This window comes from Mycolicibacterium sp. SMGY-1XX (genome assembly GCF_059132455.1).
In genome coordinates this window covers 902,184-926,393 of the sequence record NZ_CP101139.1, presented here as the reverse complement: position 1 = coordinate 926,393, position 24,210 = coordinate 902,184, and the positions used below count along the sequence as shown (strand labels likewise).

Sequence of the window (24,210 nt, the reverse complement as noted above, 5' to 3'; positions counted from 1 at the left end):
TGCACTGTACCGTCGCCGAGACCGACGTTCTGCCGGTTTCTACTCGCTCATAGTCAAGTGGTTGAAGAAACATTTACGCGGTTTGGCTAACGAGTGCGGCTAAGCGTTGGGCTGGGGTGTCGAGGTCCAGGGTGGGTCGGGGCCGGGAGTTGAGTTTGTCTTGGACGCGTTTGAGGTCGGCTTTGGTGTGCACGGCCAGGTCGGTGCCCTTTTCGAACCAGAACCGCAGCAGGCGGTTGGTGTTCTCGTTGGTGCCCCGCTGCCAGGGTGAATGCGGGTTGCAGAAGTACACCGGGGCCTTGAGTTCGAGATGAATCCGGGGCCACTGAGCCATCTCCGAGCCGCGATCCCAGGTAATCGATCGGCGCAGATGCTCAGGTAGCTCCCTCATCGCCTCGATCATCGCGGTGGCCACGGACTCGGCGGTGTGGTCGAGCGGAAGGTGCAACAAGATGGTGAACCGGGTGCTGCGTTCCACCAGCGTGCCGATCGCGCTTTGGTGGCCGGCCCCCACGATGAGATCTCCTTCCCAGTGCCCGGGCACGGCCCGGTCGGCGACCTCGGCGGGCCGGTCGCTGATCGTGAACTCGTCGCCGCTGCCATAAACCCCGCGCGGCCCGCCGGCCGCGCCGCGGGTCTTGCGGGTGGCCCGCTTGGTCGACAGGCACTGATGCAGATCAGCGCGCAGCTGGCCACGGGTCTGCACGTAGAGGCACTGATAGATCGTTTCGTGGCTCACCTGTTTGAGCTTGTCATCGGGATGGTCTTGGGCCAACACCTGTGCGATCAACCGGGGGCTCCACCCGTCATCCATCCACGACTCGACCACGGCGCACAAGTCGGGGTCATTGAGCTTGAATGCTTTGGGGCGCCTGGCTTTATGGTGTGCGCGGGCATGGGCCATCAACGCGTGATAGTCACCGTCGGCGCCGCGGTTGCGGGTGGCTTCCTTCCACACCACCGAGCGGTCCCGGTTGATCCGCCGCCCGATCTCGGCGTAACTGAGTCCATCGTCGAGGCCCCGCATGATCGCGACTCGCTCGTCGAGATTGAGGCGGTGCCCCGACCCACCCGGCCCGCCACCACCGACAGCATCACCGATACCGCCACGCTTGCCCGCTGCCAACGCCATCCCGCCAGCTTTGTGCCACCACTCATGACCAGTCCCATGCGACACGCCCAACACCTTCGACGCCGCCGACACCGACTGTCCTGCACACACCCGATCAAACAACGCCCGCTTCAACGACCGCGACGCAGGAACCCCACTCGGCACAGCAAACCCCCACGCTCAGAAATGTTTCTCTGACCGTATGAATCCGCCTCGAACTTCTGGGCCCGTGTGGCGGTTTGGGCGAAGGGGAAGTCACGTCCGAGGTCTGCGAGCATCACGATGGCCGCGTTCCGCCCGGGCCCACCCGTCACCGAGCCACCCGGATAGGTGGTGGCTCCGGTCTGATAGAGCCCGCGGATCGGTGTGCGGTGTGCGGCCCACCCGGGCGCGGGACGCTGCGGTCCGGCGAAGGTGATGCCGCGGTCACCGCCGTGCCAGGCGCCGTTGACCATGGCGGGGTTGGATTCCTCGAATTCGACCGGCCCCTTGACGTATTCGGCGGTCACCACCTCATCGGTGAAACTCGGGCACATCCGCCGGGTGAGGTCTTTGAGCTCACGGGCGCGGCGCGCGATCACCTCGGCGTACCCGCGTCCGTCCGGAATGACGTGGCCGACTGTGTTGAGCAGTTTCACGGTGTGGTGTCCCGGCACCGGGACCCGGCTGGGATCGACCAGCGTGGGGGTGGCGGCCAGCATCCAGCCGATCCGGTCCTGCCAACTGCCGTCGTAGGCGATCCTGGCGTGATCGAGGATGTCCTCCGGCCAGCCGGCGTACCCGGCCGATACCGCCGAGAGGGGACCGTCCTCCGTCTCGAACACCGGCGGCGCGGTGGTGCCCAGGTACACCGCGAATCCGGCCGCGCCGGGGTCGTAGGTGGAGACCCCGTAACGCCATGCCGCGTCCCAGCTTTCCGCCGGTGCCATCTCCGTCAGCCGTTTGACGTGGATCGTGGACAGCACGGCGAGGGAGGCATGGAACTCGCGTCCGTCGGTGGCCCGCACGCCCACCGCCCGGCCGTCGCGCAGGATCAGCGATTCCACCATGACCCCGGTTTCGATACGCCCACCGTGGGACTCGAAGCACCGGACCAGAGCCTGCGTCAGCTGTCCCGATCCCCCGAGCGGAATGGACCAGCTCTTCTCCTGGCGGCCGCCGATGATCGAATACGCCAGGGGCCCGGTGCCGGCGGCGTCGGGGCGCACCATCGTCTGATAGGCCTGCCAGAGCATGTAGGACCGGATGTGCCGGTTCTCGAACTCGTGCCGGATCACCTCCCAGGACGACATCACCCGGCGACGTTTCCAGACATTGCCGATCGGGTGTTCGTCGAGCATCTGATCCAGGCTCGGCCCGTGCCCCAGCGGCGTGAACTGCGCACGGTTGAACAGATGCTTCACCTCACGCCATTCCGCGATCAGTCTCCGGTACGCCTGCGCGTCGGCCTTGGAGAAGCGGGCGATGGCGTCCACCGTGCGGTCCATGTCCAACCAGTGCGTGAACTGCCGGCCATCCGGGAACATCACGTGCGCAACGGGATCCGGGTGGGCGTACTCGAGGCCGTACTGAGCCAGCAGCCCGAGTTCGTCGTCGACCATCAGAGGGTTGCCCTGGATCAGGGTGTGACCGGTGGAGCAGGAATCGACGAGATAGCCGGGCGCCAGCATCTCCTCGGTGGCGGCGCCACCGCCGGGGATGTGGCGGGCGTCGACGGCCAGTACCCGGTAGCCGGCCCTGGCCAGATAACACGCGGTGATGAGGCTGTTGTGGCCGGCGCCTGCGACGACGATGTCAGTGGTCATGGGTCTGATCGCAGCATCACCCGTCTCATCACGTCCAACGAATGTTTGTGATCTGTCTGATCGGTCTGGCAGATGGTTCAATGCGGTATGGAGCTCCGTCAGCTCGAGTACTTCGTCGCGGTGGCGACCGAACGGAATTTCACCAGGGCTGCCGAGCGGGTGCACGTCGTGCAGTCGGCATTGTCGGCCTCGGTGGCGAAACTGGAGAAAGAACTGGGCGTACCGCTGATCGACCGCTCCCGGCGGCAGATCGCACTCAGCCCCGCCGGCGAAGCCTTTCTGGAGCAGGCCTATCAGGTGCTGTATGCCGCGAATCGGGCCCGCGACGCGGCGCTCGAGTACCACGGTCAGTTGGCGGGCACGGTGCAGCTGGGCACGCTGATGTCCTCTGGCGCACTGGATCTGCCCGCAGCGTTGGGCCGGTTCCACCGCCGGCATCCACTGGTCAACGTCCGGCTGCGGCAGAGCTCAGCAGGTTCGGCGGGACATATCGCCGCGATCGCCGACGGCACCTTGGACCTCGCGCTGATCTCCACGCCGGGCAAGCCGTCCACACTCGTCGACGTCCAGCCTCTCAACAGCGAGCCCCTGCTGTTCGTGTGCCGGCCCGATCACCGGCTGGCGGACCGCCGCGCGGTGCGGATGGACGATCTGGTGGGTGAACACCTGATCCAGTTCGCCCCCGGTTGGGGTGTGCGCCGATTGGTCGATCACGCGCTGGCCGACGCGGGCGTCGTCGTCGTCACCGCCTACGAGGTGGCCGACTACACCATCGCCGCCGGCCTCACCCGCCACCAGCTGGGTACCACGATCATGCCCGCCGCCGATGCCCGGCGCTTCGACGATCTGCGGTCGATTCCGCTGGCACCGTCGGTGATGTGGACGCTGTATCTGGCGTCGGCGTCGGCCGGCCACCGCAGTCCCGCCGCTGCCGGGCTGGCCGAGGAGTTGGTGGGCCGTTTCGGCTAGGTCTTGGCCGGTCCCGTCGAGCCCCGCACCACCAGCGACACCGGCAGCGTCAGCGTCGCTCCGTCCTGCTCGCCGCTCTCGATGCCCCGCAGCAGCAATCGTGCTGCCTCCGCACCGATTTCACGTAGCGGCATGTGCACCGTTGTCAGCGGCGGCCAGAAGTCCTCGGCGAACGGCATGTCGTTGAACCCCACCACCGACACCTCTTCCGGGCACCGCAGACCCTCGGCGCGCAGCCGCCTGATCAGCCCGAGCGCCACCAGGTCATTGCCCGCCATCAGCGCGGTGGGGTGAATATCGTTGTGCGACAGCAATTTCTCGGCGGCCGCCACACCGGCCTCGATGGTCAGCGCCGTCGCGTAGATGGTGTCGTGCTGCACGCCCGCCTTGGTGGCGGCGGTCTCGAACGCCTCGGCGCGCGAGCGTGTGGTGGAGAAGTTGGGTGGACCCGCGGCATGCACGATCCGGCGGTGCCCCAGCTCGACCAGGTGCGCGACGGCCAGTTCGATGCCGCGGGTGTTGTCGCCACCCACCAGCGGAAACCCCCCGATCCCGGAGCCGCGGTTGACCAGCACCACCGGAACGTCGGCCGCGACCGCCTCGTCGACCACCGGCTGATCGTCGAGCCGGCCGGTCGCCAGGATGAATCCGTCGACCCTGCGCTGCAGCAACGACTCGAACACCGAGATCTCGACATCGTCGTGGGAGTCGGTGTTGGCGATCAGCACCGTGTAGCCCTGAGCCTGGAGCACATGCTCGATACCGCGGATGATCGGCGGGAAAATCGGGTTCATCAGGTCGGGGATGATGACGCCGATGGTCATCGACTTGCTGGTGCGCAGCCCACGCGCCATCGCATTCGGCACGTAACCGAGTTGACGGGCGGCGCGTTTGACCCGTTTGAGGGTCTCGACATTCACCTGGTCGCGAGTCTGGGCATTGAGCGCCCGCGACACCGTCGCCTTGTGGACCTCGGCCAGGCGCGCCACGTCGTCGATGGTCACTCTGCGCGGCACGTTCCCTCCCCTGCGACCCGGGCTGACGGGCCAGGCAGCCAGATTACCGCTGGATCGTCACGCCGACCGCGATGTCATGCAATCGATCGCACGCGGGTCTTCCCCTACGCTCGTGTCTCATGACGGTCCACCGGCTACAGCCCTACACGACCACCGTGTTCGCCGAGATGTCCGCGCTTGCCGCGCGCATCAACGCGGTAAACCTCGGCCAGGGTTTCCCCGACGAGGACGGCCCGCCGGCCATGCTGAAGGTCGCCCAGGACTCCATCGCCGACGGCATCAACCAGTATCCGCCCGGCCCGGGCATCCCGATGCTGCGCCAGGCCGTGGTGCGGCAACGCAAACGCCGCCACGGCGTCGAGTACGACCCCGACAGCGAAGTGCTGGTCACCGTGGGCGCCACCGAAGCCATTGCCGCGGCGGTCATCGGTCTGGTGGAACCAGGCTCGGAGGTACTGCTGATCGAACCGTTCTACGACTCCTACTCCCCCGTGCTGGCGATGGCGGGCTGCCACCGCATCACCGCTCCCCTGGTTCCCGACGGCCGCGGATTCGCCCTCGACCTCGACGCGCTGCGCGCCGCGGTGACACCGCGTACCAAGGCGCTGATCATCAACTCCCCGCACAACCCCACCGGGCTGGTGCTGCGCGACGACGAACTCAGGGCGGTCGCACAGATCGCGGTCGAGGCCGATCTGCTGGTGATCACCGACGAGGTGTACGAGCACCTGGTGTTCTCAGACCCCGGGGACGACCGCACCCACCTGCCGCTGGCCGCTTATCCCGGTATGGCTGAGCGCACCATCACCATTTCCAGCGCCGCAAAGATGTTCAACGCCACCGGGTGGAAAATCGGTTGGGCCTGCGGTCCAGCCGACCTGCTGGCCGGGGTGCGCGCGGCCAAGCAATTCCTCACCTATGTCGGCGGGGCGCCGTTCCAGCCGGCGGTGGCCCACGCCCTGGACACCGAGGACGCCTGGGTGGCGGACCTGCGTGATGATCTGCAGCGCAAACGAGACAAGCTCTCCGCGGCGCTCACCGATATCGGGTTCGACGTCCACGCCAGTGCGGGAACGTATTTCGTGTGCGCCGACCCACGTCCGCTCGGCTACGACAACAGCACCACCTTCTGCGCCGAGCTGCCGCACCGCGCGGGTGTGGCAGCGATTCCGTTGTCCGCGTTCTGCGATCCGGGCGGACCGTACGCCGCGCAATGGAATCACCTGGTGCGCTTCGCGTTCTGCAAACGCGACGCCACCCTGGACGAGGCGATCAGACGGCTACAGATTCTCCGCCACTGAAGTCGCGCAGGACCTGAGCCGACAGCAATCCCAGCGATACCGCCTGGGATGCGCAGGCCGCGCGGTTGGCCGCACCGAGCTTGCCCGACGCACTCTCGAGGTGATGCCCCGCGGTGCGGGCACTGATGAACAGCGCAGCCGCGATCTGGGTGTTGGTCAGGCCGCACACCGCCAACGTCAGCGCGTCCAGCTCACGCGGGGTGATGCCCATCGGCAACGGCGCCCGCGTCACCAGCAGCACGGCCCCCAGGCTGTCGCCGCGATAGCGCGGTGAGGTCGCGATACGGCGCACGTGCAGCCAGGAGATGCCGTCGTGGTAGCGCAGCACGTCTGACGGGATGGCCCGGAACGCGAACGCGAGCTCGCTGATCAGCACCGGCTCCAGCGCCCTGTCGAAGGTGTCACCGCACCGCAGCACGTGCGCACGTCCGGCATCGTCGACGGCCCAGGCCTGGGCGTCCGGGGCCACCAGTTCGGCGACCATGCGGGGCCGCAGCGAGAAGTCCAGTTGCTCGGCCATCTGTGCCCGCAACGCGTTGATCTCGGCCACATCGTCGTCGCTGGGATAACGAGGGTCATCGCAGTTGACGTGGATGGTGCCGACGTAGGTACCGTCGTTGGTCACCAGGCGGGCGGACAGCCCTTCGTCGAAGCCGGCGGGACGGAAGACATTGTTGACCGAGAATCCCCGGCGATAGTCCGGGAAGTCACGCCAGCGCAGCGCCCCCAGGCCGTGCACCCGCATGGCGTCGAACAGCGGGTCGTTCTCGACGAACCACGAGTTGAAGTGATCCATCACCGGCTTGGGGTAGTCGTGATTGGCCACCCCGACATGCCTGCGCTGGATCGGATCCCACAGGCAGATCGCCGACGCCGAGGAGGCGGCACGACTGCTCAGGGTCTCCAGAAGATCGTGGGCGCGGGTCTCCATGCTGCTGGCACTGCCCAGCACGTCGCCATAGATCCCGGCCATGCGGCCATCATCAGCAGGCCATGTTTCAGCAACGTTTCGGCGTTGGGGCGGCGGCGAAAACGGTTCTTCGAAATGGGAGATTCGTCCCATAGTCACCCCGGCGCCGCCGTTTCTACGCTGCAACACATGAAAAAACTGGGACCTTCCGTCGCGTTACTGGCGGCCACCGCCGTGCTCGCGGCCGGCTGCGGCAGCCGGGCCAGCGACGAGACCACGACCAGCCAGGAGGGTTGCGCCGACACCTCCGGACCGACCGTGACCGTCGGCTCCATCAACTCCCTGTCCGGTGGACTGGCCGTCAGCGAAACCGTCATCCACGACGCCATCGCGATGGCCGTCGACGAGATCAACGCCGGCGGTGGAGTTCTGGGCAAGCAGCTGGAGCTGCTCAGCGAAGACGGCGCCTCTGACCCCACCGTGTTCGCCGAGAAGGCCAACAAGCTGGTCAACAGCGATTGTGCCGCAGCGGTTTTCGGCGGCTACACCTCGGCCAGCCGCAAGGCGATGCTTCCTGTGTTCGAGGACGCCAACGCGCTGCTGTACTACGGCCAGCAGTACGAAGGCCTGGAATCCTCGCCCAACATCTACTACACAGGCGCCACCACCAACCAGCAGATCATCCCCTCCTTCGACTATCTCAAGGAGCAGGGCGTGAAATCGCTGTACCTGGTCGGCAGCGACTACGTGTTCCCGCGGACCTCCAACGCGATCGTCAAGGCCTACGCCGAGGCCAACGGCATGGAGATCAAGGGCGAGGATTACGTACCGCTGGACAGCACCAACTTCGCCACCATCGTCAACAAGATCCGCACCGCCGACGCCGACGCCATCTTCAACGTGGTGGTCGGCGCGTCGCTGACATCGTTCTTCCGCGAATACAACAGCGCGGGCCTGACGCCCGAGACCATGCCGGTGATGTCGATGTGCGTCGGCGAGGAAGAGGTCAAGAGCATCGGCGCCGACACCCTCGTCGGGCAGTTGTCGTCGTGGAACTACTACGAGACCCTCGACACCCCGGCAAATGCGAAGTTCGTCGCCGATTTCAAGGCCAAGTACGGTCCCGACCGGGTGACCTCGGACCCGATGGAGTCCGCCTACACCGGGGTGTACCTCTGGAAAGCGACTGTGGAGAAAGCCAATTCGTTCACAGTCGCCGATATCCAGAACGCGGCCGGCGGTGTCACCATCGACGCCCCCGAAGGTTCGGTCACCATCGACGGGGAGAACCACCACGTCACCAAGACGGCCCGCATCGGCGTCGTCGCACCGAGCGGACTGATCGACCAGGTGTGGGAGTCCCCCGAACCGATCACGCCGGACCCGTTCCTGAAGAGCTATCCCTGGGCCGAGGGAATCACCGGCTGATGCATCTGACACCCAAGGACGAAGACCGGCTGCTGCTGTTCCTGGCCGCCGAGTTGGCCCGCAAGCGCCGGGCAGCCGGGCTGGCACTCACCTATCCCGAGGCACGCGCCTTGATCGCCGACGAGGTGGTCGAGGCCGCCCGGGCCGGGGCCAACGTCGCCGAGGCCGCCGCCCACGGCGCCCAGATCCTCACCGACGACGACGTACTGCCCGGCGTGGCGGGACTGCTGGGCTCGGTACAGGTGGAAGCCTTCTTCGAAGACGGCCAGAAGCTGGTCACCGTGCACGACGCGATCCGGCCCGGCACCCGGCCGGTCACGGTGCGCCCCGGCGAGGTGCTGCCGGAGGACGGCGAGATTGTGCTGAACGAGGGTCGTGACACCGCAACCGTCACCGTCGTCAACACCGGCGACCGGCCCGTCCAGGTGGGTTCGCATTTCCACTTCTTCGAAGCCAACCGGGCACTGCGCTTCGATCGCGCTCTGGCGTTCGGCAAGCGCCTCGACATCCCGTCGGGTACGGCGGTGCGCTTCGAATCCGGTGAAACGCAGGAGGTCTCGCTGACCACCTACGGCGGTGAGCGGGTGGTCATCGGGCAGAACGCCATGACCAATGGTGCCACCACCGGCTCACCCGAGCCCTACGTCACCGCGCTGCGCGACGCGGGCTACCTCGACTCGAAGGGCTCCTGACATGGCCTACCGCATCAGCCGGGCCCGCTACGCCGAGCTGTACGGCCCCACCACCGGCGACCGGGTGCGCCTGGCCGACACCGACCTGCTGGCCCGCGTCGAGCACGACAGCACGGTGTACGGCGACGAGGCGGTGTTCGGCGGCGGCAAGACCATGCGTGAAGGCATGGCCGTGCACGGTGACATCACCAACGCTGACGGTGCACTGGACTTCGTGATCACCAACGCCCTGATCATCGACGCGGTGCTCGGAATTCGCAAGGCCGACATCGGAATTCGCGACGGTAAGATCGCCGGGATCGGCAAGGCCGGAAACCCCCGCACCATGGACGGCGTCGACCCCGGCATGGTGATCGGCGCCGGCACCGACATCCGCTCCGGTGAGGGCATGATCGCCACCGCGGGCGCCATCGACGTACACGTGCACTTCGACAGCGCCGGCCTGGTCGAAGAAGCCATCTCCAGCGGGGTCACCACCATGATCGGCGGCGGCCTGGGGCCGGTGACCGTCGGGATCACCTCATCGGGTCCGAACAACCTGGCGCGCATGCTCTCTGCGGCCGAAGCGTTCCCGATGAACTTCGGGTTCATCGCCAACGGCAGCTCCTCGAGCACCGCGCCGCTGATCGAGCAGGGCCTGGCGGGCGCCATCGGCTACAAGATCCACGAGGACTGGGGCGCCACCCCCGCGGCCATCAAGGCATCCCTGGACGCCGGCGACGAGCTGGATCTGCAGGTGCAGATCCACACCGACACCCTCAACGAGTCCGGGTTCTTCGAGGACACCATGCGTGCCATCGGCGGCCGGGCCATCCACACCTATCACGCCGAAGGCGCCGGCGGCGGCCACGCTCCCGACATCATGCGGGTGGTAGGTGAGCCGTATTGCCTGCCGTCATCGACCAATCCGACGAACCCGTACACGCTCAACACCTTCGACGAGCATCTGGACATGGTGATGGTGTGTCATCACCTCAATCCCCGGATTCCCGAAGATGTGGCGTTCGCGGAGTCGCGGATCCGGCGCGAGACCATCGCCGCCGAGGACGTGCTGCATGATCTGGGTGCCATCTCGGCGATGGGGTCCGATTCCCAGGGCATGGGCCGCATCGGCGAAACCATCGCCCGCACCTGGCAATTGGCCTCACACATGCGGGCCACCCGCGGAGCGCTTTCCGCCGATGAGGGCACCGGTGCCGACAACGCCCGCATCCTGCGCTACGTCGCCAAACTGACCATCAACCCCGCGCGGCTGTTCGGCATCGACCATGTGGTCGGGTCACTGGAGCCGGGCAAACTGGCCGATATCGTGCTGTGGGAGCCGAAGTTCTTCGGCATCCGCCCCGAGGTGGTGTTCAAGGGTGGCTTTCCGGCCTGGTCGGTGATGGGTGAGGCCAACGCCTCCTTGATGACGTGTGAGCCGCTGAAGTATCGCCCGCAGTGGGCCGCCTTCGGCAAGACCCCCGCCGATGTGTCGGTGAACTTCGTGGCCCAGGCGGCCGCGTCGTCGGATCTTTCGGCCAAGCTTGGCCTTTCGACACCGCTGGTGGGATGCCGCGGTGCCCGTGCACTGACCAAAGCCGATCTGCTGCACAACGATTACCTGCCGTCGATCACCATCGACCCGGACACCTACCGCGTCGAGGTGGACGGCCAGCTGTGCGACAGCGTGCCCATGCAGAGCGTTCCGCTGGGCCGGCGCTACTCGATCAAGTAGGAGTTCTCATGTCTGTGATACGCATCGGCATCGGCGGACCCGTCGGTTCCGGCAAGACCCGGCTCGTCGAGTCCCTGGTCCCCGAACTGACGACGGCGGGGTTCAGCGTCGCGGTGATCACCAATGATTTGGTGACCGACGAGGATGCCCAGCGCGTCCGGCGCAGCGGCGTCATCGATCCCGCCCGGGTGTTGGCCGTGGAGACCGGCGCCTGCCCACACACCGCGATCCGCGAGGACCCGTCGGCGAATCTTGCTGCCATTCACCGGCTGTGTGCACAGTTCGACGACCTGGACCTGATCTTGGTGGAATCCGGCGGCGACAATCTGGCCGCCACCTTCACCTCCGATCTGGTGGATTTCTGGATCTTCGTCATCGACACCGGCGCCGGTGACGACATCCCCCGCAAGAACGGGATCGGGCTGCTCCAGGCAGACCTGCTGGTGGTCAACAAGATCGACCTCGCCCCGATGGTCGGCGCCGACCTGGACCGGATGCGGGCCGACTGTGCCGTGGCCCGGCCCGTCAAGCCGACGGTGTTCACCGATCTACGCTCAGGCCAGGGCCTTCAGGATGTGGTGTCACAGCTGCTGACGGGGGCGATGCTGGAACCGGCCACACGATGATCGCCGCCGGCACACTCGCGCTGCGGGTGGTCGTGGACGGGACCGGGCGTACCCGTGCCGCCGAGATGCAGCAGCGGTACCCGCAGCGGATGACGGCGCCGCTGTACCACGATGAGGCGTTCCCGGACGCGGCGATGGTCTGCGTGCAGAGCCCCAGCGGTGGCACCTTCTCCGACGACGACCTGACCACCACCGTGCACGCCGAATCCGGATCTCACCTGCGGATGACCACCCAGGCCGCCACCCAGGTGTTCGCCGGGCGCGGACTCGGCTCGCGCCACCGGATCGAGTTCCGTGTCGACGGGGATGCCGTGCTCGAGTATCTGCCGAAAACGCTCATCCCCCATACCGGTTCGCGCTTCACACAGCTGATGGATGTCGGCGTCGATGCGCGGGGATGTTATCTGGGGTGGGAGGCGTTGGCGGCGGGCCGGATCGGCCATGGTGAGCGGTTCCGTTACCGCAGTTACGACAGCACGGTCCGGGTGTCGGTATCCGGACGGACCGTCGCCCGCGACCTCGTGATGCTCGAACCACCGTCGGCGGCGCGGCTGGTGGACGCCGATTACCTGGCAACGTTGATGGTGGTGGCGCCGTCCGCCGACACCGCCGCGCTACTCGACGACGTGCGCGGTGTACTTTCCGGGGCTCCGGTTCACGGCGGCGCCAGCGAGTTGCCCTCTGCCGTTGGCGTGCTGGCCCGGATCACCACCGATCACGCACCGGATCTGCACCGCACGCAGCAGATGCTGCTCAACGCCGTCCGAGAAAGGGTTGTGCCGTGAACGCTGAAACCATCCTGGGCGCCATCGACGACCCTCAGTTCGCCGGCCGACGTAGGCATCACGTCGACATCGGCTGGGGTGACGCCGCCAAGCCACGGCAGCTGGTCACCGCCGACAGCGGTCTGCAGGTCCGGATTCTGATGCCGCGCGGCACCTTTCTGGTTGATGGCGCGGTGATTGCCGACGACGGTGATCAGGTGGTGGTGGTCCGCCGGCCCGCCGAGCCCGCTGTCACCGTACGGTTCGACCAGAACGACCCACGCAGCATGCTGCTGCTGGGTTATGTGCTGGGCAATCAGCACGCGCCGGTCGACATCGATCGCGACTCGGTGGCTGCGCCGTTGTTCACCAGTGCCCATGCCGCCGAGCATCTTCTGGCCGACCTCGGCGTCACCGGCAAGGTCGCCGATGTGCCACTGGCCGCCCGCGGTTGGTCGCGGACCTCGGCCGGCCACTCCCACTCCCATGACTGACCGCCCGGCTGCACTCGCGCTGTGGATGCAACTGCACGACAGCGCGTTTCCCGCCGGCCGGATGGTGCACAGCAACGGCTTCGAGGAATGGCTGGCGCAGCGCCCCTCTGCGGGCGCTGCCGAGATCGAAGCGGCTGCGCTGGACTACCTGTCCTACGGGGTCGCTTCCCTCGATGCCACGGTGACGGCGGCGGCGTGGCGCGCCGCTCCCGCGCTGGTGTCGCTGTGTGATCTCGATGCGTTGCTGTCGTCGTACAAGTTGTCCGGCAATGCCCGCGCAGCGTCTGAATCTGCCGGCGTGCAGTTGGCGGTGACGGCGCAACAGGTCGGGTTGTGTACCGCCGACGGGTATCTCGCTGCGGTGGTCAGTGGTTCGACCGCCGGGAATCTCGCGGTGGTGGAGGGGGCGGTGCAGGCTCAGATCGGCGTCGAAGTGCATACCGCCGTGCTGGGTTCGCTGCGGTCGGCGTTGTCGTCGGTACTGAGCGCCGCTGTGCGGTTGGGTCGACTGGGGCCGCTGGAGGCGCAGCGCATCCAGGTCCGCAAGGTTGATGCCGTGGTCACTCTCGCTGCCGAGGCGTGCGCGCGACCGATCTCCGAAATCACCAGCACCACAATTCAGCTCGAGATCGCCGGTATGCGTCACGAGGCCCGATCGCAGCGGCTGTTCGCCAGCTGACCCGTCAGAATGGCGGTGGCTCATCGGAGTCGGCGAGGTGGGTATGCTCCTCGAAGAAGAGGCGGTGGCCCCAGTCGTCTTTGGGGATGGCCGCGCGGTGCGTGGGGGTGCCACCGCTGGCGCGGTGGGCAGCGTTGAGTGCGCGCTCTGCGGCGATGCGGTAGGCGCGGTCCTTGGCTTTACTGCGTTTTCGTTTCGGCATCTTCACCGACTTGTCGGCGGCCGCCTCTTTTCTCGGGCTGCCCCGCTGCACCGGCGCCGAAGTGGTGTTCACGCCCGGGAACAGGATTCGGCTCAGCGGGATGCTGGTGTAGGTGTGGCCGGTGGGGGTGGTGAAGAGGACGGTGCCATCTGGCTGTTGGACTTCCGACCAGCCGTCGCGGAAGGTTTTGATCAGGTGGTGATGGCGGCAGTGGCCCTTGAGGTTGGAGGCATGCGTGGCTCCGCCGTCACCCCAGGGGATGGTGTGGTCGAGGTCGGCGTCGCGGATGGGGCGGTCGCACCCCGGGACCCGGCAGGTCAGGTCGCGGGCTTGTACGAATTCGCGGTCCGCGGCGCGGATGCGGTAGCTCTCGGTCGGGTCGACCGCCGGGGCCTTGATGTGCCGGGCTTCGGCGCCGGCGGCGATCAGGGCTGCGATCAACGCATTCGGCACCACCCCGTAGCCGGGGATGAACCCCGGCGCCGGGCCCGTCTTGGGAGCTGTTGGGGCGGGCTCTGACTCGGACTCACCAGGCTCGGCGACCGGCAGCTCGGCTTCTCTGTCGGCAGGAGCCTCGCAGTGTCGCGGAGCCGACCACCGCGGCTCCTGGTCCGAGTCGGACTGCGCCGGTTGCCCGTCCGGTGTGCCGGGATCGTCGCCAGAACTCGGCGCGGCTGCATCCTCGGACTGGTCGACTTCCGCAGCCGCAGTCTTCTCGTCCACCTCAGGCTCGGCGTCGGGCTCCGCAGCGGCTGCGTCCTCGGGCTGGCTGACAGCAGGCTTGGTGTCCTTGGTGGGGTATGTGATGGTGACGTTCGTAGGGCCGACGGGGAACACCCCCTCGCCGTGGATCAACGGATCGGGTTGGCTTTCGAGCAGGGCGCCCTCGGCGTAGATGTGCACCACGAACCGCGACGCCACCCCGTCGTCGGCGGCCGCGGGGCAGATCTCGGAGCCGCACAGGCATTTCAGGTGATCGGCATCAGCGCCCAAAGCTTCGGCGGCATCGGCGAGCCGCTGATCCAGCGTGCGGGGATCATTGGGGCACACCGCTTTGGCCATGGTGCGCAGTTTGCCCATCAGCAGGGCGCCGCCGGGTTTGGTCAACCGCAACGTGAGGGTGGTGATGCCGGCCTTGTCATCGGTGTGCTCCACCGTGACCCCACGCCCGCGCACGGTGTTACGCACCCGCCGCACCGCATCCGGGTCGAAGCGTTCGACCCACACATCGACGGCGTTCTTCAACTTGTAGTACGACAGCCCACTCCACCCGCACGTGGTGGCGGCCTCGACGCACGCGGAATCGATGGCGGCCAGAGCCTGGTCGTCGACCACCAAAAAGGTGCGTTCCACCACGGTGGCCATCACCCGCGCGGAGATTTCCCCGCGATGGAACAGGGCGGCGAGTTGGGGGAAGCGTTCCCGCATCGCCGCGCCGACTTGTAGATCGTTGAACGCCCAGCGCGCCGAGATGCCGAAGGCGATCCCCATCTGGGCCACCACATCGTCTTCGGCGTCGATGGCACACAAACCGGCGTCCTCGTCGGCGTCGGCCAGGAACACCGCTGCCCACTCGGCCAGCGCCGCCAACCGCTGTGCTTCCGCGGCGGCGGCCACCCGAGCCCAGCCCACCGCGGCATCGACGACCGGGGCGGCAGCACTGCCACCTCGCAACTCATCGATCATCGTCGGCAACTGGGGGAACATGCCCCGACCATACCGACCGGGTCCGACAAAAACGGGCGCGGCGGAAACGGTCAGAACACAAGCAGCGGAACTACTTTCACGTCGCTGAAAAGTCGCTCCCAGGCGGGCAACCCCGCACTACAACCCCGCGACCACCGCCCAGTCCGCCCCGGCATCACCGAATCCACGATCACCATGACGTCGCTGAAAAGTCGCTCCCAGGCGGGCACCCCCGCACTACAACCCGGCGACCACCGCCCAGTTCGCCTCGGCATCACCGGATTCACGCCGCAGCGGACTCACCGCGATATCGGTGGCGCCGGCGTCCAGATAACGCCGCAACTGGCGCGTCACCTCCTCAGCGGTCCCGATCGCCGCCAGATCGGCGGCCCGGTCAACACCCTCCCGTGCGATCACCTTCTGATAGGACGGAATGGTCTCGTAGAAGGCCAATTGCTCTGCCGCCCAGGCTCGTCCGGCCGAGACGTCATCGGTCACCAGAACAGGCACCATCGCTATGACCCGGGGAGTCGGGCGGCCGGCAGCGGCGGCGGCGGCATTGATGGTGGGCACGATGAACTCACCCACGGTGCGCGGCCCCGCCAGATACGGCAGCGTGCCGTCGGCCAGCTCGCCGGTGACCTGCAGAGCCTTGGGCCCCATGGCGGCCACGTAGATGGGGATCGGGGTGCCGCCGGCCACGGACACCGGCCACTGCGGGCTCGAGGCGATCTCACTGCCGTGGAAGTCCACGGCGCCGGTGTTGAACACGGACCGCAGCACGGTGAGGTGTTCGCGCAACCGCGTGACGGTGTTGGACCACGCGGTCCCGAACACCGCCTTCTCCACATCGGGCGCTCCGAGACCGAGCCCGAGACTGAACTGCCCGTGAGAGGCGGCCTGAGCGGTCTGGGCCGCCGCAGAGATCAGCAGCGGATGCCGGGGGTTGATCGGCACCACGGACGTCCCGACACCCAAGCCGGGGATGGCAGCCCCGATCAGTCCCGCCAGCGCTATCGCGTCGACGTCGGCCATCTGCGCAAGCCAGAGCTGGCGCACTCCGGCGTCGTAGGCGCGTCTGGCCTGCGCAATCGCGTCATCGACGGCGTTGTCGGCGGATGGGTTCAGATTGAGAACGACTCCAGTCGGCATACTTGGGAGCAACCGGGGTCACAGAGACGCTATTTCCGCAGACTCCGGATGATTCGAAACCTTGCGCAACCATTCACTGGGCGACAGGCCGAGCTGACGGCGGAAAGCCCTGGTGAAGGTGCCGGCGTCGCTGAACCCGCTGGCATGGCAGGCATGGCGCACGGTGGATCCGCTTCGCAGCAGCATGCAGGCCAGCTCCAGGCGTTTGCGCCGGATCTCGGTGGCCGGCGACCGGCCGTCCTCGGACAGCAGCTGCTGTACCAGACGAAGCGACAGGTGGGATTCACCGGCCAGCACCGCCGGGGTGAATTCCGGATCGCGGAATCTCAGGCTGACATGGGCCAACAGCCGCGCCCGCAGTTCCGCGCGTGACGGTGCACTTCCGAAATCACGCTTGCGGACCGCCATCTGCTCGGTGACGTCGGTGAACGACAACAGCTTGGCTCCGCCGTCGCCGAGAGGCCGGATGGACCAGGTGACCGGGATCGGACGTCCGACGCGGGTGAAGAACAACTCGGGATGGGAACCGACGTGCGATCCCCGGTGGTCGACGATCGGACAGTTGTGCGAGGCATAACGCGACCCGTCCGGCCGCCACTGATGCAGGGTGTCGTGACTCGGAGCACCGATCACGTCACCGACCGAGGCGTAATCGAGCACGCTGACGGCCGCCTTGTTGGCCAAGGCCACCGTGCCGTCCGCCTCGATGACCCACAACGGTGTGGGAGCGGCGTCGACGACAGCGGACAGCAATTCCGCGTCGACAGTCCCCATGGGATCCGACGCTAGGAGCGTCGAGTTGCGCGGCGTTTCCCCCGCCGTAACGCCCTGGTTAACCCGAGGCACTCGTGCGCGAAATGCCGGATGGCGTGCGCGTCCTGCCGTTGTCGCGATCCATCTCGACGCGATCCGATGGAAACCACCACGTAAAGGAGAGATTCATGGCTTACGACCCCACCACGCCGGCGACAGCAGAGATCGAAGCCCGCCGGATCGCCACCGGCACCAGCTGGCAGAAGCTGGCCGACCACATCGACCGGCCGCTCGTCTGGACCACCGCCGCCCTGCTGGGCAGCCATCCCGTACCCGCCAAAGAGGCAACGGCCGTGGGCGAATTGCTCGGACTCAGCGACGAGACGGTCGCGGCGATCCAGCGTCAGCCCTACCGGACTGCGGATGCGTCGCTGCAGAGCGACCCCACCATCTACCGGTTCGTCGAACTGATCAACGTCTACGGTCCCGCTTTCAAAGCGCTGATCCACGAAGAGTTCGGCGACGGAATCATGAGCGCCATCAACTGCAACGTGAACTTCGAACGCCGGGCCGATGCCGCCGGCGACCGTGTGGTCGTGACGATCGACGGCAAATTCCTGCCCTACCAGTGGTGACCGGAGAAACTCAGATGTCGTACGTAACTCCGAAAGAACTCGCCAAACGCATCATCGACGCCGGGGAGACCAAGGTCTTCATGTCGACGCGGGACACCTTGATCCGTGCCTACATGGCCGGGGCCATCCTCGCGCTGGCCGCCGCCTTCGCCGTCACCATCACGGTCAACACCGGCGAACCACTACTCGGGGCAGTGCTGTTCCCGGTCGGCTTCTGCATCCTGCACCTACTGGGATTCGACCTGCTCACAGCCGTCTTCACACTGGTGCCGCTGGCGTGGCTGGACAAGCGGCCCGGTGTGACAATCCGTGGGCTGCTGCGCAATTGGGGCCTGGTTTTCCTGGGCAACTTTGCCGGCGCATTCACCGTCGCGGTGCTGATGGCCATCTACTTCACCTACGGATTCTCCGTCGCCCCCGACGCGGTGGGGCAGGCCATCGGCGAGATCGGTCACGGCCGCACGGTGGGTTACGCCGAACACGGTGCAGCGGGCATGCTGACCCTGTTCGTCCGTGCGGTGTTGTGCAACTGGATGGTGTCCACCGGCGTCGTCGGCGCCATGATGTCAGACAGCCTGCCCGGCAAGGTGATTGCGATGTGGATGCCGATCATGGTGTTCTTCTACCTCGGGTTCGAGCACTCGATCGTCAACATGTTCCTGTTCCCGTCGGGGCTGCTGCTCGGTGGCGACTTCACCGTCGTGGACTATCTGGTTTGGAACGAGATCCCCACCGTGCTCGGCAATCTGGTGGGCGGCCTGACGTTCGTGGGCCTGGTCATCTACGCCACCCACGGCAAGACACAACCGCCACGCAGTCGCGGCAAGGAGTTCCTGCCAGCGGTCAAACAACCCGCTTGACGCCGAGGACCCTGTCCCGCAGTCCACGGGTGGCCGAGTCCAGCACCGCCTTGCTGGCTCGTTTCACCAGGAAATGCGGGATAGGGGCCGCGGGTTCCACGGTGATGTCGATGCGGACATTCGTGGCTTCGGTGAGGCGGTCGGGTTGGAGGGTGTACTCGACGTGCTGGGCGTACTGCTGGGAGGTGCGCTCCGCATCCCACACCAACCAGTTTGGCCCCCAATGGTATTCGAGCACTTCCTCGTCAAGCAGGCCGAGCACCCGCACCGCCACCCGGACATGGTGCGGGCGGCCGTCGTCATAACGGTCGATCACCTCGGCGCGCTTGTGCACCGCCGACCATGACGGGATGGAGTCGACATCGGCCAGCGCCGCCAGGATGTCCTCCGGCGGCGCTTCGATCACGATCTCTCGCGAAGCCCGTATCGCCACCCCTCCAACCTAGTGACGGGCGGGTGTCTTCGCAGCAAATTCGGCGCTACCAGCCGATGTCGTCCAGTGCCGTGGTGTCCTGCGGCGGGGAGCCCGGTGGTCCCGCGGGGGTTCGGGAGAACCGCGGCGCCGCTGCGGCCTGCTGCACACCGTCGACGTCCACCAAGGTCCCGCGGGCGAGCAGATGCTCATTGCCGGCCGCTTCGGTCCAGCTCAGCACGGGCGTCACGCAGGAATCGGTGCCTGCGAAGATCGCCGTCCATTCGGCCCGCGTCTTCGACGCGAAGCGGTCGGTGAACGCGGCCCGCATCTCGTCGTACCGATCCAGTTCGAACTGCCCGGGCACCTCGCCGTCGGCGAAGCCCAGTCCGGCCAGCAACTGTGCGAAGAACTGCGGTTCGATGGCGCCGACGGCCATGTGCCCACCATCAGCGGTTTCGTAGACCCGGTAGAAAGGGGCGCCGCCGTCGAGCAGGAAGGACTCGCGCTGATCCTTCAGCGCACCCGTCGACTTCATGGTCCACATCATCTGGGACAGCACACTGACCCCGTCCACCATGGCCGCGTCGATCACCTGTCCGCGTCCGGACCGCTCCCGTTCGTAGAGCGCGGCCACGATTCCCAGCAGCACGAGCATCGACCCGCCGCCGAAGTCGGCCACCAGGTTCAGCGGCGCCACCGGCGGGCGGTCTGCGAAACCGATGGCCGACAGCGCCCCCGTCTGCGACAGGTAGTTGATGTCATGGCCGGCCGACTGTGCCATCGGGCCGTCCTGTCCCCAGCCGGTGATCCGGGCGAAGATCAGCCGGGGATTGACCAGCGTGCACTCGGAGGGACCGATACCGAGGCGCTCACAGGTACCCGGACGGAAACAGTCCAGCAGCACATCGGCTTTCGCGGCCAGCTCCAACAGCACCTCGGGCCGGCTCTTGACGTCCAGATCGACGATCCGCTTACCGCGATGCAACAGGTCGACGTTCTCGGCCGGCATGGTCAACCCGCCCGGCCGCCGCACCCGCACCACGTCGGCACCGAGGTCGGCCAGCACCATGGCGGCATGCGGTCCCGGCCCGATTCCGCCCAGTTCGATGACCCTGACCCCGGACAGCGGTCCCGAATTGACCTGAGTCACGGGTTATCTCAGCCCTTCTTGAGCTTGATCACCTGTTTCTTCAGACCGTCGGTGGCCGTCTCCATGGCACCTTTCATCGTGCGCTTGATGACGAAGCCCGGCATGGGGATCGACGGGTCGACGGAGATGTCGAAACGCACCGTGGTCTTGTCTCCGTCGGGGGTCAGCGTGTACGAGGCATCCTGGGACTTGAGCGCCCCGGCGCTGATCAACGTCCAGCTGGGCCCGGTGTCCGACCAGGTGTACTCGATGATCTGCTCATCGGTGATGCCGGCGGCCTTGACCTTCATCTTGACTCGCTTGGGCCGGCCGTCGTCGTGGGACTCCAGCACCTCACAGCTCTGGAACTGCGGCGACCAGCTCGGGGTGTTCTCGACGTCGGCGATGACGTCCAGGATCTCCTCGGGGGTTGCCTCGATGACCACTTCGCGCGAATCTGTGACTGCCATGGCCGGAAGACTAGCGAGCCGGACCGAGACCGGGTCACGTTTCCTCGATCGACAGTAGGCTCGACAGCCATGAGCACCGATGTCGATCCGGCCGCCCCACCCAGCGGTACCGGATGCCTGGAGTGTGACCAGGTGGGGGGTTGGTGGGTGCATCTGCGCCGGTGTGCCGCGTGCGGACACATCGGTTGCTGCGACGACTCCCCCGAGAAGCACGCGAGTGCGCACTGGACCGAAACCGGCCATCCCATCATCCAGTCGTTCGAGCCCGGTGAGGACTGGTTCTGGAACTACCGGGACAACGACTACTACGACGGACCGAAGCTCGCCGCTCCCGACTCCCGGCCCGCCGACGAGACCGTGCCCGGCCCACGCGGGCGGGTGCCGTCGGACTGGTACGAGCAGCTTCAACAGCGCAGGGGCTGAGCCGGGCACGCATGCAGCCGGATCTCGGCGCACACCGCTTCGATGGCCGCCCCGCGCACCACGATCCGTTTCTTGCGGAACACCTTCGGACTGGTGGCCGTGAAGGTCACCGGATGCTGAGCCTGCGCGATCCGGTTCTGGCCGTGCAACTCTCGGATGGCCACCGAGTCGTCGAAACGCCTGCCCAGGTCGTCGTCGGTGAAGTAGGCCGTGTAGCAGACGGTGAACAGCCAACTGTCGTCGTCCCGCAACTCGCGACGTACGATCTGGTGGTCGCTGCCGATGGTCGCCATCACCGCCTCCTCGACCGGCGTTCACTGACCTGTTGATCGTCGGCCGCGGCGGCCACGGACTCACGCGTAGTCCGCTACGCGTTCTCCTCCATGGCCTTGGCGAACTCCACACTCATCTTCTCCGCGAACGCAGTGACCGCCTTCAAAGGCCGCAACATCACCGTGAACTCGTCGATCAGCCCATCCGCTCCGGTGTGCAGGAAATCGCAGCCGTTGATCTCCAGCTCACCGACGCGGGCGGTGAAGATCAACGCATGGTTGTTGTCGTCGCCGAACTCCCGCACATAGGTCAGGTCCTCGAAGACCCGCGAAACGGCCTGCAGAATCACGCCCAGGGTGTCGCGGCCGATGTAGGGCTTGTGCGCGATGGGGCTGCGGAAGACGACGTCCGGTGCACACATCGCCGGAATGGCAGCAAAATCGCCGGCTTCGACGGCGGCACGAAAAGGATGCATGCCTCACTAAACCAGACGGGCCGGCCACCCGAAGGTGACCGGCCCGCTGCGGGGTATTCAGTTGGCTGTCAGGGCTGCTTCTGACCCGGGATGCCCTCGTAGGCGATATCGCCGGTCTCGAGGTTCTTGTTGGTCATCTCGACCAGACCGTCGAGGAACTGCTGCCGCTCGGTGACGACGTGCTGGATCGCGACGTCGACGTTCTCCTGGGTGATGGCCGGCATGATGTAGACGGGCTTGGTGTCGACCTCTTCGCCCTTGGCCAGCTTGTGGGCCACGGCCAGGCCGGCCGAGAGCTCCACGGTGCCGTTCTGCAGCGAGGTACCGATGAACTCACCGCTCTTGACGGCGTTCAGGCCGTCCTCGATACCGTCGATGCCGACGATCGGAACGTCGGTGCGGCCGGCTTCCTTGAGCGCCTGCAGCGCGCCGAGGCCCATGTCGTCGTTCTGCGACACCACACCGTTGATCTGCGGGCCGAAGCTCGAGATCCAGTTCTTCATCTTGTTGACGGCTTCGTCGCGCTTCCAGTTCGCGGTGTCCTTGGCGAGCACCTTGATGTCCGGGTACTTGGCGAGCACGTTGTCGATACCCTTGCCGCGGTTGATCTCACCGGAGCCACCGAGTGGGCCCTGCAGGATCACGATGTTGCCGCGACCACCGAGCTTGTCGGCCATCATCTGCATTTCCTGCTCACCGGCGGCCACGTCGTCGGGCTGCACGCTGCCGGCCAGCTGATCGCTGTTGAGCTCGGCGTTGACCGCCAGCAGCGGAATGCCCTTCTCCTTGGCCGCGGCGATCTGCGGCGCCAGCGAATCAGCCTGCACCGGCACCACGATGATGGCGTCGACGCCCTGGTTGATCAGCGAATCGACCTGGGAGGCCTGGGTGGACACATCGTCGTTGGCGGAGTTCCACACCAGCTCGATGTTGTTGGCCTCGGCGTAGGTGTCCATGCCCTCCTTGCCCTCGGTGATGAAGGAGCTCATGTTGTACACCGTGACGCCGATGCGGGTGGTGTCGCTGTTGGCCGATTCGTCACCGGCGCCACAGGCGGTCAGGCCCAGGCCCAGCACGCCGGCGCCAGCGATCGCGCCGATCTTGGTGAACAGTTTCATTCGATCTCTTTCTTTCTGGTGTGTGTCGCGAAATACGTTGTGAGAGAGGGGGGTACTACGGAGCCTTCTGGCCGGGGATGCCCTCGTAGGCGATATCGCCGGTCTCGAGGTTCTTGTTGGTCAGCTCGGTCAGGCCGGCCAGGAAGTCGGCCCGCTTGGTGACGACGTGCTCGATCGCCACGTCGACGTTCTCCTGGGTGATGGCCGGCATGATGTAGACGGGCTCGGTGTTGACCTCTTCGCCCTTGGCGAGTGCGTTGGCCACGGCCAGGCCGGCCGAGAGCTCCACGGTGCCGTTCTGCAGGGACGTGCCGATGAACTCGCCGCTCTTGACGGCGTTCAGGCCGTCCTCGATGCCGTCGATGCCGACGATCGGAACGTCGGAGCGACCCGACTCCTTGAGCGCCTGCAGCGCGCCGAGGCCCATGTCGTCGTTCTCGGCCACCACACCGTTGATCTGCGGGCCGAAGCCGGAGATCCAGTTCTTCATCTTGTTGACGGCCTCATCGCGCTTCCAGTTCGCGGTGTCCATGGCCAGCACCTTGATGTCCGGGTACTTGGCGAGCACGTTGTTGATGCCCTTGGTGCGGTCGATCTCACCGGACTGGCCCAGCGGACCCTGCAGGACGACGATGTTGCCCCGACCGCCGAGCTTGTCGGCCATCATCTGCATTTCCTGCTCGCCGGCGGCCACGTCATCGGGCTGCACGTTGCCGGCGACGTCGGGGCTGTTGAGCGCGGCGTTCACCGGAACCAGCGGAATGCCCTTCTCCTTGGCAGAGGCAACCTGCGGGCCCAGCGAATCGGCCTGCACGGGAACGACGATGATCGCGTCGACGCCCTGGTTGATGAAGGAGTCGACCTGGCTGGCCTGCGTCGACACGTCCAGGTTGGCCGAGTTCCAGACCAACTCGATGTTGTTGTCCTTGGCGTACTGATCCATGCCCTCTTTGCCGGCGGTGATGAACGAACTCATGTCGTACACCGAAACGCCGATCCGGGTGGTGTCGCTGTTGGCAGCCTCGTCACCAGCCCCGCATGCCGTCAACCCGAGCCCCAGCGCAGCGGCCGAGGCAATGGCGAACATCTTTGTTCCCAGTCTCATGT

The 24,210-nt window shown here is 66.5% G+C and carries 26 protein-coding genes; 12 read left to right on the top strand and 14 right to left on the bottom strand.

The genetic code is table 11. From position 1 onward, the window contains the following. Positions 1-73: 73 nt before the first annotated feature. Both NL241_RS04490 and NL241_RS04485 read right to left on the bottom strand, forming a co-directional pair. Positions 74-1,276, bottom strand: coding sequence for an IS30 family transposase (locus tag NL241_RS04490; protein ID WP_487697449.1), 1,203 nt, complete (start codon positions 1,274-1,276; stop codon positions 74-76). Beyond that, positions 1,243-2,916, bottom strand: coding sequence for a phytoene desaturase family protein (locus NL241_RS04485; protein ID WP_494396882.1), 1,674 nt, complete (start codon positions 2,914-2,916; stop codon positions 1,243-1,245). The genes NL241_RS04490 and NL241_RS04485 overlap by 34 nt, the downstream gene beginning before the upstream one ends. An 87-nt stretch (positions 2,917-3,003) precedes the next feature. On the opposite strand from NL241_RS04485, the gene NL241_RS04480 reads away from it, so the two are divergent. Then, complete coding sequence (locus NL241_RS04480; protein ID WP_494396881.1) at positions 3,004-3,885, top strand: LysR family transcriptional regulator; 882 nt, start codon at positions 3,004-3,006, stop codon at positions 3,883-3,885. Here NL241_RS04480 and NL241_RS04475 read toward each other — a convergent pair. Beyond that, on the bottom strand, positions 3,882-4,901 hold the full coding sequence (locus NL241_RS04475; RefSeq protein WP_487696288.1) for a LacI family DNA-binding transcriptional regulator: 1,020 nt from the start codon (positions 4,899-4,901) through the stop codon (positions 3,882-3,884). The two genes, NL241_RS04480 and NL241_RS04475, sit on opposite strands and share 4 nt — an antisense overlap. Before the next feature lie 119 nt (positions 4,902-5,020). Between NL241_RS04475 and NL241_RS04470 the strand changes: the two genes are divergently transcribed. Continuing rightward, positions 5,021-6,202 (top strand): pyridoxal phosphate-dependent aminotransferase, encoded by a 1,182-nt coding sequence (locus NL241_RS04470; protein ID WP_487696287.1) that lies wholly within the window; start codon positions 5,021-5,023, stop codon positions 6,200-6,202. Here NL241_RS04470 and NL241_RS04465 read toward each other — a convergent pair. Then, positions 6,174-7,175: a helix-turn-helix transcriptional regulator gene (locus tag NL241_RS04465; RefSeq protein ID WP_494396880.1), complete on the bottom strand. Its 1,002-nt coding sequence runs from the start codon at positions 7,173-7,175 to the stop codon at positions 6,174-6,176. The genes NL241_RS04470 and NL241_RS04465 overlap by 29 nt on opposite strands. Before the next feature lie 126 nt (positions 7,176-7,301). Between NL241_RS04465 and urtA the strand changes: the two genes are divergently transcribed. Genes urtA through NL241_RS04430 form a run of 7 tightly spaced genes read left to right on the top strand, consistent with a single transcriptional unit; the run spans position 7,302 to position 13,512 of the window. Next, a complete protein-coding gene (urtA, locus tag NL241_RS04460; RefSeq protein ID WP_494396879.1) occupies positions 7,302-8,540 on the top strand; it encodes an urea ABC transporter substrate-binding protein in 1,239 nt (412 codons plus the stop codon). After that, positions 8,540-9,232 carry an urease subunit beta gene (locus NL241_RS04455; RefSeq protein WP_487696284.1) on the top strand — a complete coding sequence of 231 codons (693 nt, stop codon included), beginning with the start codon at positions 8,540-8,542 and terminating at the stop codon, positions 9,230-9,232. Before urtA ends, NL241_RS04455 begins: the two co-directional genes overlap by 1 nt. 1 nt (position 9,233) lies before the next feature. Beyond that, on the top strand, positions 9,234-10,949 hold the full coding sequence (ureC, locus tag NL241_RS04450; RefSeq protein WP_494396878.1) for an urease subunit alpha: 1,716 nt from the start codon (positions 9,234-9,236) through the stop codon (positions 10,947-10,949). Positions 10,950-10,957: 8 nt separating this feature from the next. Then, a complete protein-coding gene (gene ureG / locus NL241_RS04445; RefSeq protein ID WP_494396877.1) occupies positions 10,958-11,575 on the top strand; it encodes an urease accessory protein UreG in 618 nt (205 codons plus the stop codon). Next, positions 11,572-12,360 carry an urease accessory protein UreD gene (locus NL241_RS04440; protein ID WP_494396876.1) on the top strand — a complete coding sequence of 263 codons (789 nt, stop codon included), beginning with the start codon at positions 11,572-11,574 and terminating at the stop codon, positions 12,358-12,360. The genes ureG and NL241_RS04440 overlap by 4 nt, the downstream gene beginning before the upstream one ends. Then, entirely contained in the window at positions 12,357-12,833 is a 477-nt protein-coding gene (locus NL241_RS04435; protein ID WP_494396875.1) for an urease accessory protein UreE, read from the top strand. The genes NL241_RS04440 and NL241_RS04435 overlap by 4 nt, the downstream gene beginning before the upstream one ends. Continuing rightward, a complete protein-coding gene (locus NL241_RS04430; protein WP_494396874.1) occupies positions 12,826-13,512 on the top strand; it encodes an urease accessory protein UreF in 687 nt (228 codons plus the stop codon). The genes NL241_RS04435 and NL241_RS04430 overlap by 8 nt, the downstream gene beginning before the upstream one ends. Before the next feature lie 4 nt (positions 13,513-13,516). Here NL241_RS04430 and NL241_RS04425 read toward each other — a convergent pair whose 3' ends face one another. The 3 genes from NL241_RS04425 to NL241_RS04415 all read right to left on the bottom strand — a co-directional run bounded on the left by NL241_RS04425 (position 13,517) and on the right by NL241_RS04415 (position 17,326). Then, positions 13,517-15,421, bottom strand: a complete 1,905-nt coding sequence (locus NL241_RS04425) for an HNH endonuclease signature motif containing protein (RefSeq protein WP_494396873.1) — start codon at positions 15,419-15,421, stop codon at positions 13,517-13,519. A gap of 216 nt (positions 15,422-15,637) precedes the next feature. Beyond that, positions 15,638-16,552 (bottom strand): LLM class F420-dependent oxidoreductase, encoded by a 915-nt coding sequence (locus NL241_RS04420; RefSeq protein ID WP_494396872.1) that lies wholly within the window; start codon positions 16,550-16,552, stop codon positions 15,638-15,640. Between the two features lie 18 nt (positions 16,553-16,570). Then, complete coding sequence (locus NL241_RS04415; RefSeq protein WP_487696276.1) at positions 16,571-17,326, bottom strand: helix-turn-helix domain-containing protein; 756 nt, start codon at positions 17,324-17,326, stop codon at positions 16,571-16,573. A gap of 167 nt (positions 17,327-17,493) precedes the next feature. On the opposite strand from NL241_RS04415, the gene cynS reads away from it, so the two are divergent. Then, on the top strand, positions 17,494-17,940 hold the full coding sequence (gene cynS, locus NL241_RS04410; RefSeq protein WP_487696275.1) for a cyanase: 447 nt from the start codon (positions 17,494-17,496) through the stop codon (positions 17,938-17,940). Between the two features lie 14 nt (positions 17,941-17,954). Continuing rightward, entirely contained in the window at positions 17,955-18,800 is an 846-nt protein-coding gene (locus NL241_RS04405; protein WP_487696274.1) for a formate/nitrite transporter family protein, read from the top strand. Here NL241_RS04405 and NL241_RS04400 read toward each other — a convergent pair. From NL241_RS04400 to NL241_RS04390, 3 genes are read right to left on the bottom strand one after another with little or no spacing between them, the layout of a single operon-like run. Further along, the gene (locus tag NL241_RS04400) at positions 18,784-19,233 is read right to left on the bottom strand and encodes an SRPBCC family protein (protein ID WP_487696273.1); all 450 of its coding nucleotides are present in this window, start codon (positions 19,231-19,233) and stop codon (positions 18,784-18,786) included. The genes NL241_RS04405 and NL241_RS04400 overlap by 17 nt on opposite strands. A gap of 46 nt (positions 19,234-19,279) precedes the next feature. Further along, positions 19,280-20,365: a CaiB/BaiF CoA transferase family protein gene (locus NL241_RS04395; RefSeq protein WP_487696272.1), complete on the bottom strand. Its 1,086-nt coding sequence runs from the start codon at positions 20,363-20,365 to the stop codon at positions 19,280-19,282. 8 nt (positions 20,366-20,373) lie between these two features. Then, positions 20,374-20,814 carry an SRPBCC family protein gene (locus tag NL241_RS04390; RefSeq protein ID WP_494396871.1) on the bottom strand — a complete coding sequence of 147 codons (441 nt, stop codon included), beginning with the start codon at positions 20,812-20,814 and terminating at the stop codon, positions 20,374-20,376. Positions 20,815-20,883: 69 nt separating this feature from the next. On the opposite strand from NL241_RS04390, the gene NL241_RS04385 reads away from it, so the two are divergent. Next, positions 20,884-21,237 carry a UBP-type zinc finger domain-containing protein gene (locus NL241_RS04385; protein ID WP_487696270.1) on the top strand — a complete coding sequence of 118 codons (354 nt, stop codon included), beginning with the start codon at positions 20,884-20,886 and terminating at the stop codon, positions 21,235-21,237. Here the strand turns inward: NL241_RS04385 and NL241_RS04380 are convergent. The 4 genes from NL241_RS04380 to NL241_RS04365 all read right to left on the bottom strand — a co-directional run bounded on the left by NL241_RS04380 (position 21,219) and on the right by NL241_RS04365 (position 24,208). Beyond that, positions 21,219-21,530: a hypothetical protein gene (locus NL241_RS04380; protein WP_487696269.1), complete on the bottom strand. Its 312-nt coding sequence runs from the start codon at positions 21,528-21,530 to the stop codon at positions 21,219-21,221. The genes NL241_RS04385 and NL241_RS04380 overlap by 19 nt on opposite strands. Positions 21,531-21,604: 74 nt before the next feature. Beyond that, positions 21,605-21,985: a nuclear transport factor 2 family protein gene (locus NL241_RS04375; protein ID WP_487696268.1), complete on the bottom strand. Its 381-nt coding sequence runs from the start codon at positions 21,983-21,985 to the stop codon at positions 21,605-21,607. A gap of 68 nt (positions 21,986-22,053) precedes the next feature. Then, positions 22,054-23,103, bottom strand: coding sequence for a substrate-binding domain-containing protein (locus NL241_RS04370; protein WP_487696267.1), 1,050 nt, complete (start codon positions 23,101-23,103; stop codon positions 22,054-22,056). 55 nt (positions 23,104-23,158) lie between these two features. Further along, positions 23,159-24,208 (bottom strand): substrate-binding domain-containing protein, encoded by a 1,050-nt coding sequence (locus tag NL241_RS04365; RefSeq protein WP_494396870.1) that lies wholly within the window; start codon positions 24,206-24,208, stop codon positions 23,159-23,161. Positions 24,209-24,210 lie beyond the last annotated feature (2 nt).

Bases quoted from the DNA above. Each gene is read 5' to 3' on its own strand.
- NL241_RS04485 (WP_494396882.1), bottom strand. From the start codon at position 2,916: ATGACCACTGACATCGTCGTCGCAGGCGCCGGCCACAACAGCCTCATC.
- NL241_RS04480 (WP_494396881.1), top strand. From the start codon at position 3,004: ATGGAGCTCCGTCAGCTCGAGTACTTCGTCGCGGTGGCGACCGAACGG.
- NL241_RS04470 (WP_487696287.1), top strand. From the start codon at position 5,021: ATGACGGTCCACCGGCTACAGCCCTACACGACCACCGTGTTCGCCGAG.
- NL241_RS04465 (WP_494396880.1), bottom strand. From the start codon at position 7,175: ATGGCCGGGATCTATGGCGACGTGCTGGGCAGTGCCAGCAGCATGGAG.
- urtA (WP_494396879.1), top strand. From the start codon at position 7,302: ATGAAAAAACTGGGACCTTCCGTCGCGTTACTGGCGGCCACCGCCGTG.
- NL241_RS04455 (WP_487696284.1), top strand. From the start codon at position 8,540: ATGCATCTGACACCCAAGGACGAAGACCGGCTGCTGCTGTTCCTGGCC.
- ureC (WP_494396878.1), top strand. From the start codon at position 9,234: ATGGCCTACCGCATCAGCCGGGCCCGCTACGCCGAGCTGTACGGCCCC.
- ureG (WP_494396877.1), top strand. From the start codon at position 10,958: ATGTCTGTGATACGCATCGGCATCGGCGGACCCGTCGGTTCCGGCAAG.
- NL241_RS04440 (WP_494396876.1), top strand. From the start codon at position 11,572: ATGATCGCCGCCGGCACACTCGCGCTGCGGGTGGTCGTGGACGGGACC.
- NL241_RS04430 (WP_494396874.1), top strand. From the start codon at position 12,826: ATGACTGACCGCCCGGCTGCACTCGCGCTGTGGATGCAACTGCACGAC.
- NL241_RS04425 (WP_494396873.1), bottom strand. From the start codon at position 15,421: ATGTTCCCCCAGTTGCCGACGATGATCGATGAGTTGCGAGGTGGCAGT.
- NL241_RS04420 (WP_494396872.1), bottom strand. From the start codon at position 16,552: ATGCCGACTGGAGTCGTTCTCAATCTGAACCCATCCGCCGACAACGCC.
- NL241_RS04415 (WP_487696276.1), bottom strand. From the start codon at position 17,326: ATGGGGACTGTCGACGCGGAATTGCTGTCCGCTGTCGTCGACGCCGCT.
- cynS (WP_487696275.1), top strand. From the start codon at position 17,494: ATGGCTTACGACCCCACCACGCCGGCGACAGCAGAGATCGAAGCCCGC.
- NL241_RS04405 (WP_487696274.1), top strand. From the start codon at position 17,955: ATGTCGTACGTAACTCCGAAAGAACTCGCCAAACGCATCATCGACGCC.
- NL241_RS04390 (WP_494396871.1), bottom strand. From the start codon at position 20,814: ATGGCAGTCACAGATTCGCGCGAAGTGGTCATCGAGGCAACCCCCGAG.
- NL241_RS04385 (WP_487696270.1), top strand. From the start codon at position 20,884: ATGAGCACCGATGTCGATCCGGCCGCCCCACCCAGCGGTACCGGATGC.
- NL241_RS04380 (WP_487696269.1), bottom strand. From the start codon at position 21,530: ATGGCGACCATCGGCAGCGACCACCAGATCGTACGTCGCGAGTTGCGG.
- NL241_RS04375 (WP_487696268.1), bottom strand. From the start codon at position 21,985: ATGCATCCTTTTCGTGCCGCCGTCGAAGCCGGCGATTTTGCTGCCATT.
- NL241_RS04370 (WP_487696267.1), bottom strand. From the start codon at position 23,103: ATGAAACTGTTCACCAAGATCGGCGCGATCGCTGGCGCCGGCGTGCTG.
- NL241_RS04365 (WP_494396870.1), bottom strand. From the start codon at position 24,208: ATGAGACTGGGAACAAAGATGTTCGCCATTGCCTCGGCCGCTGCGCTG.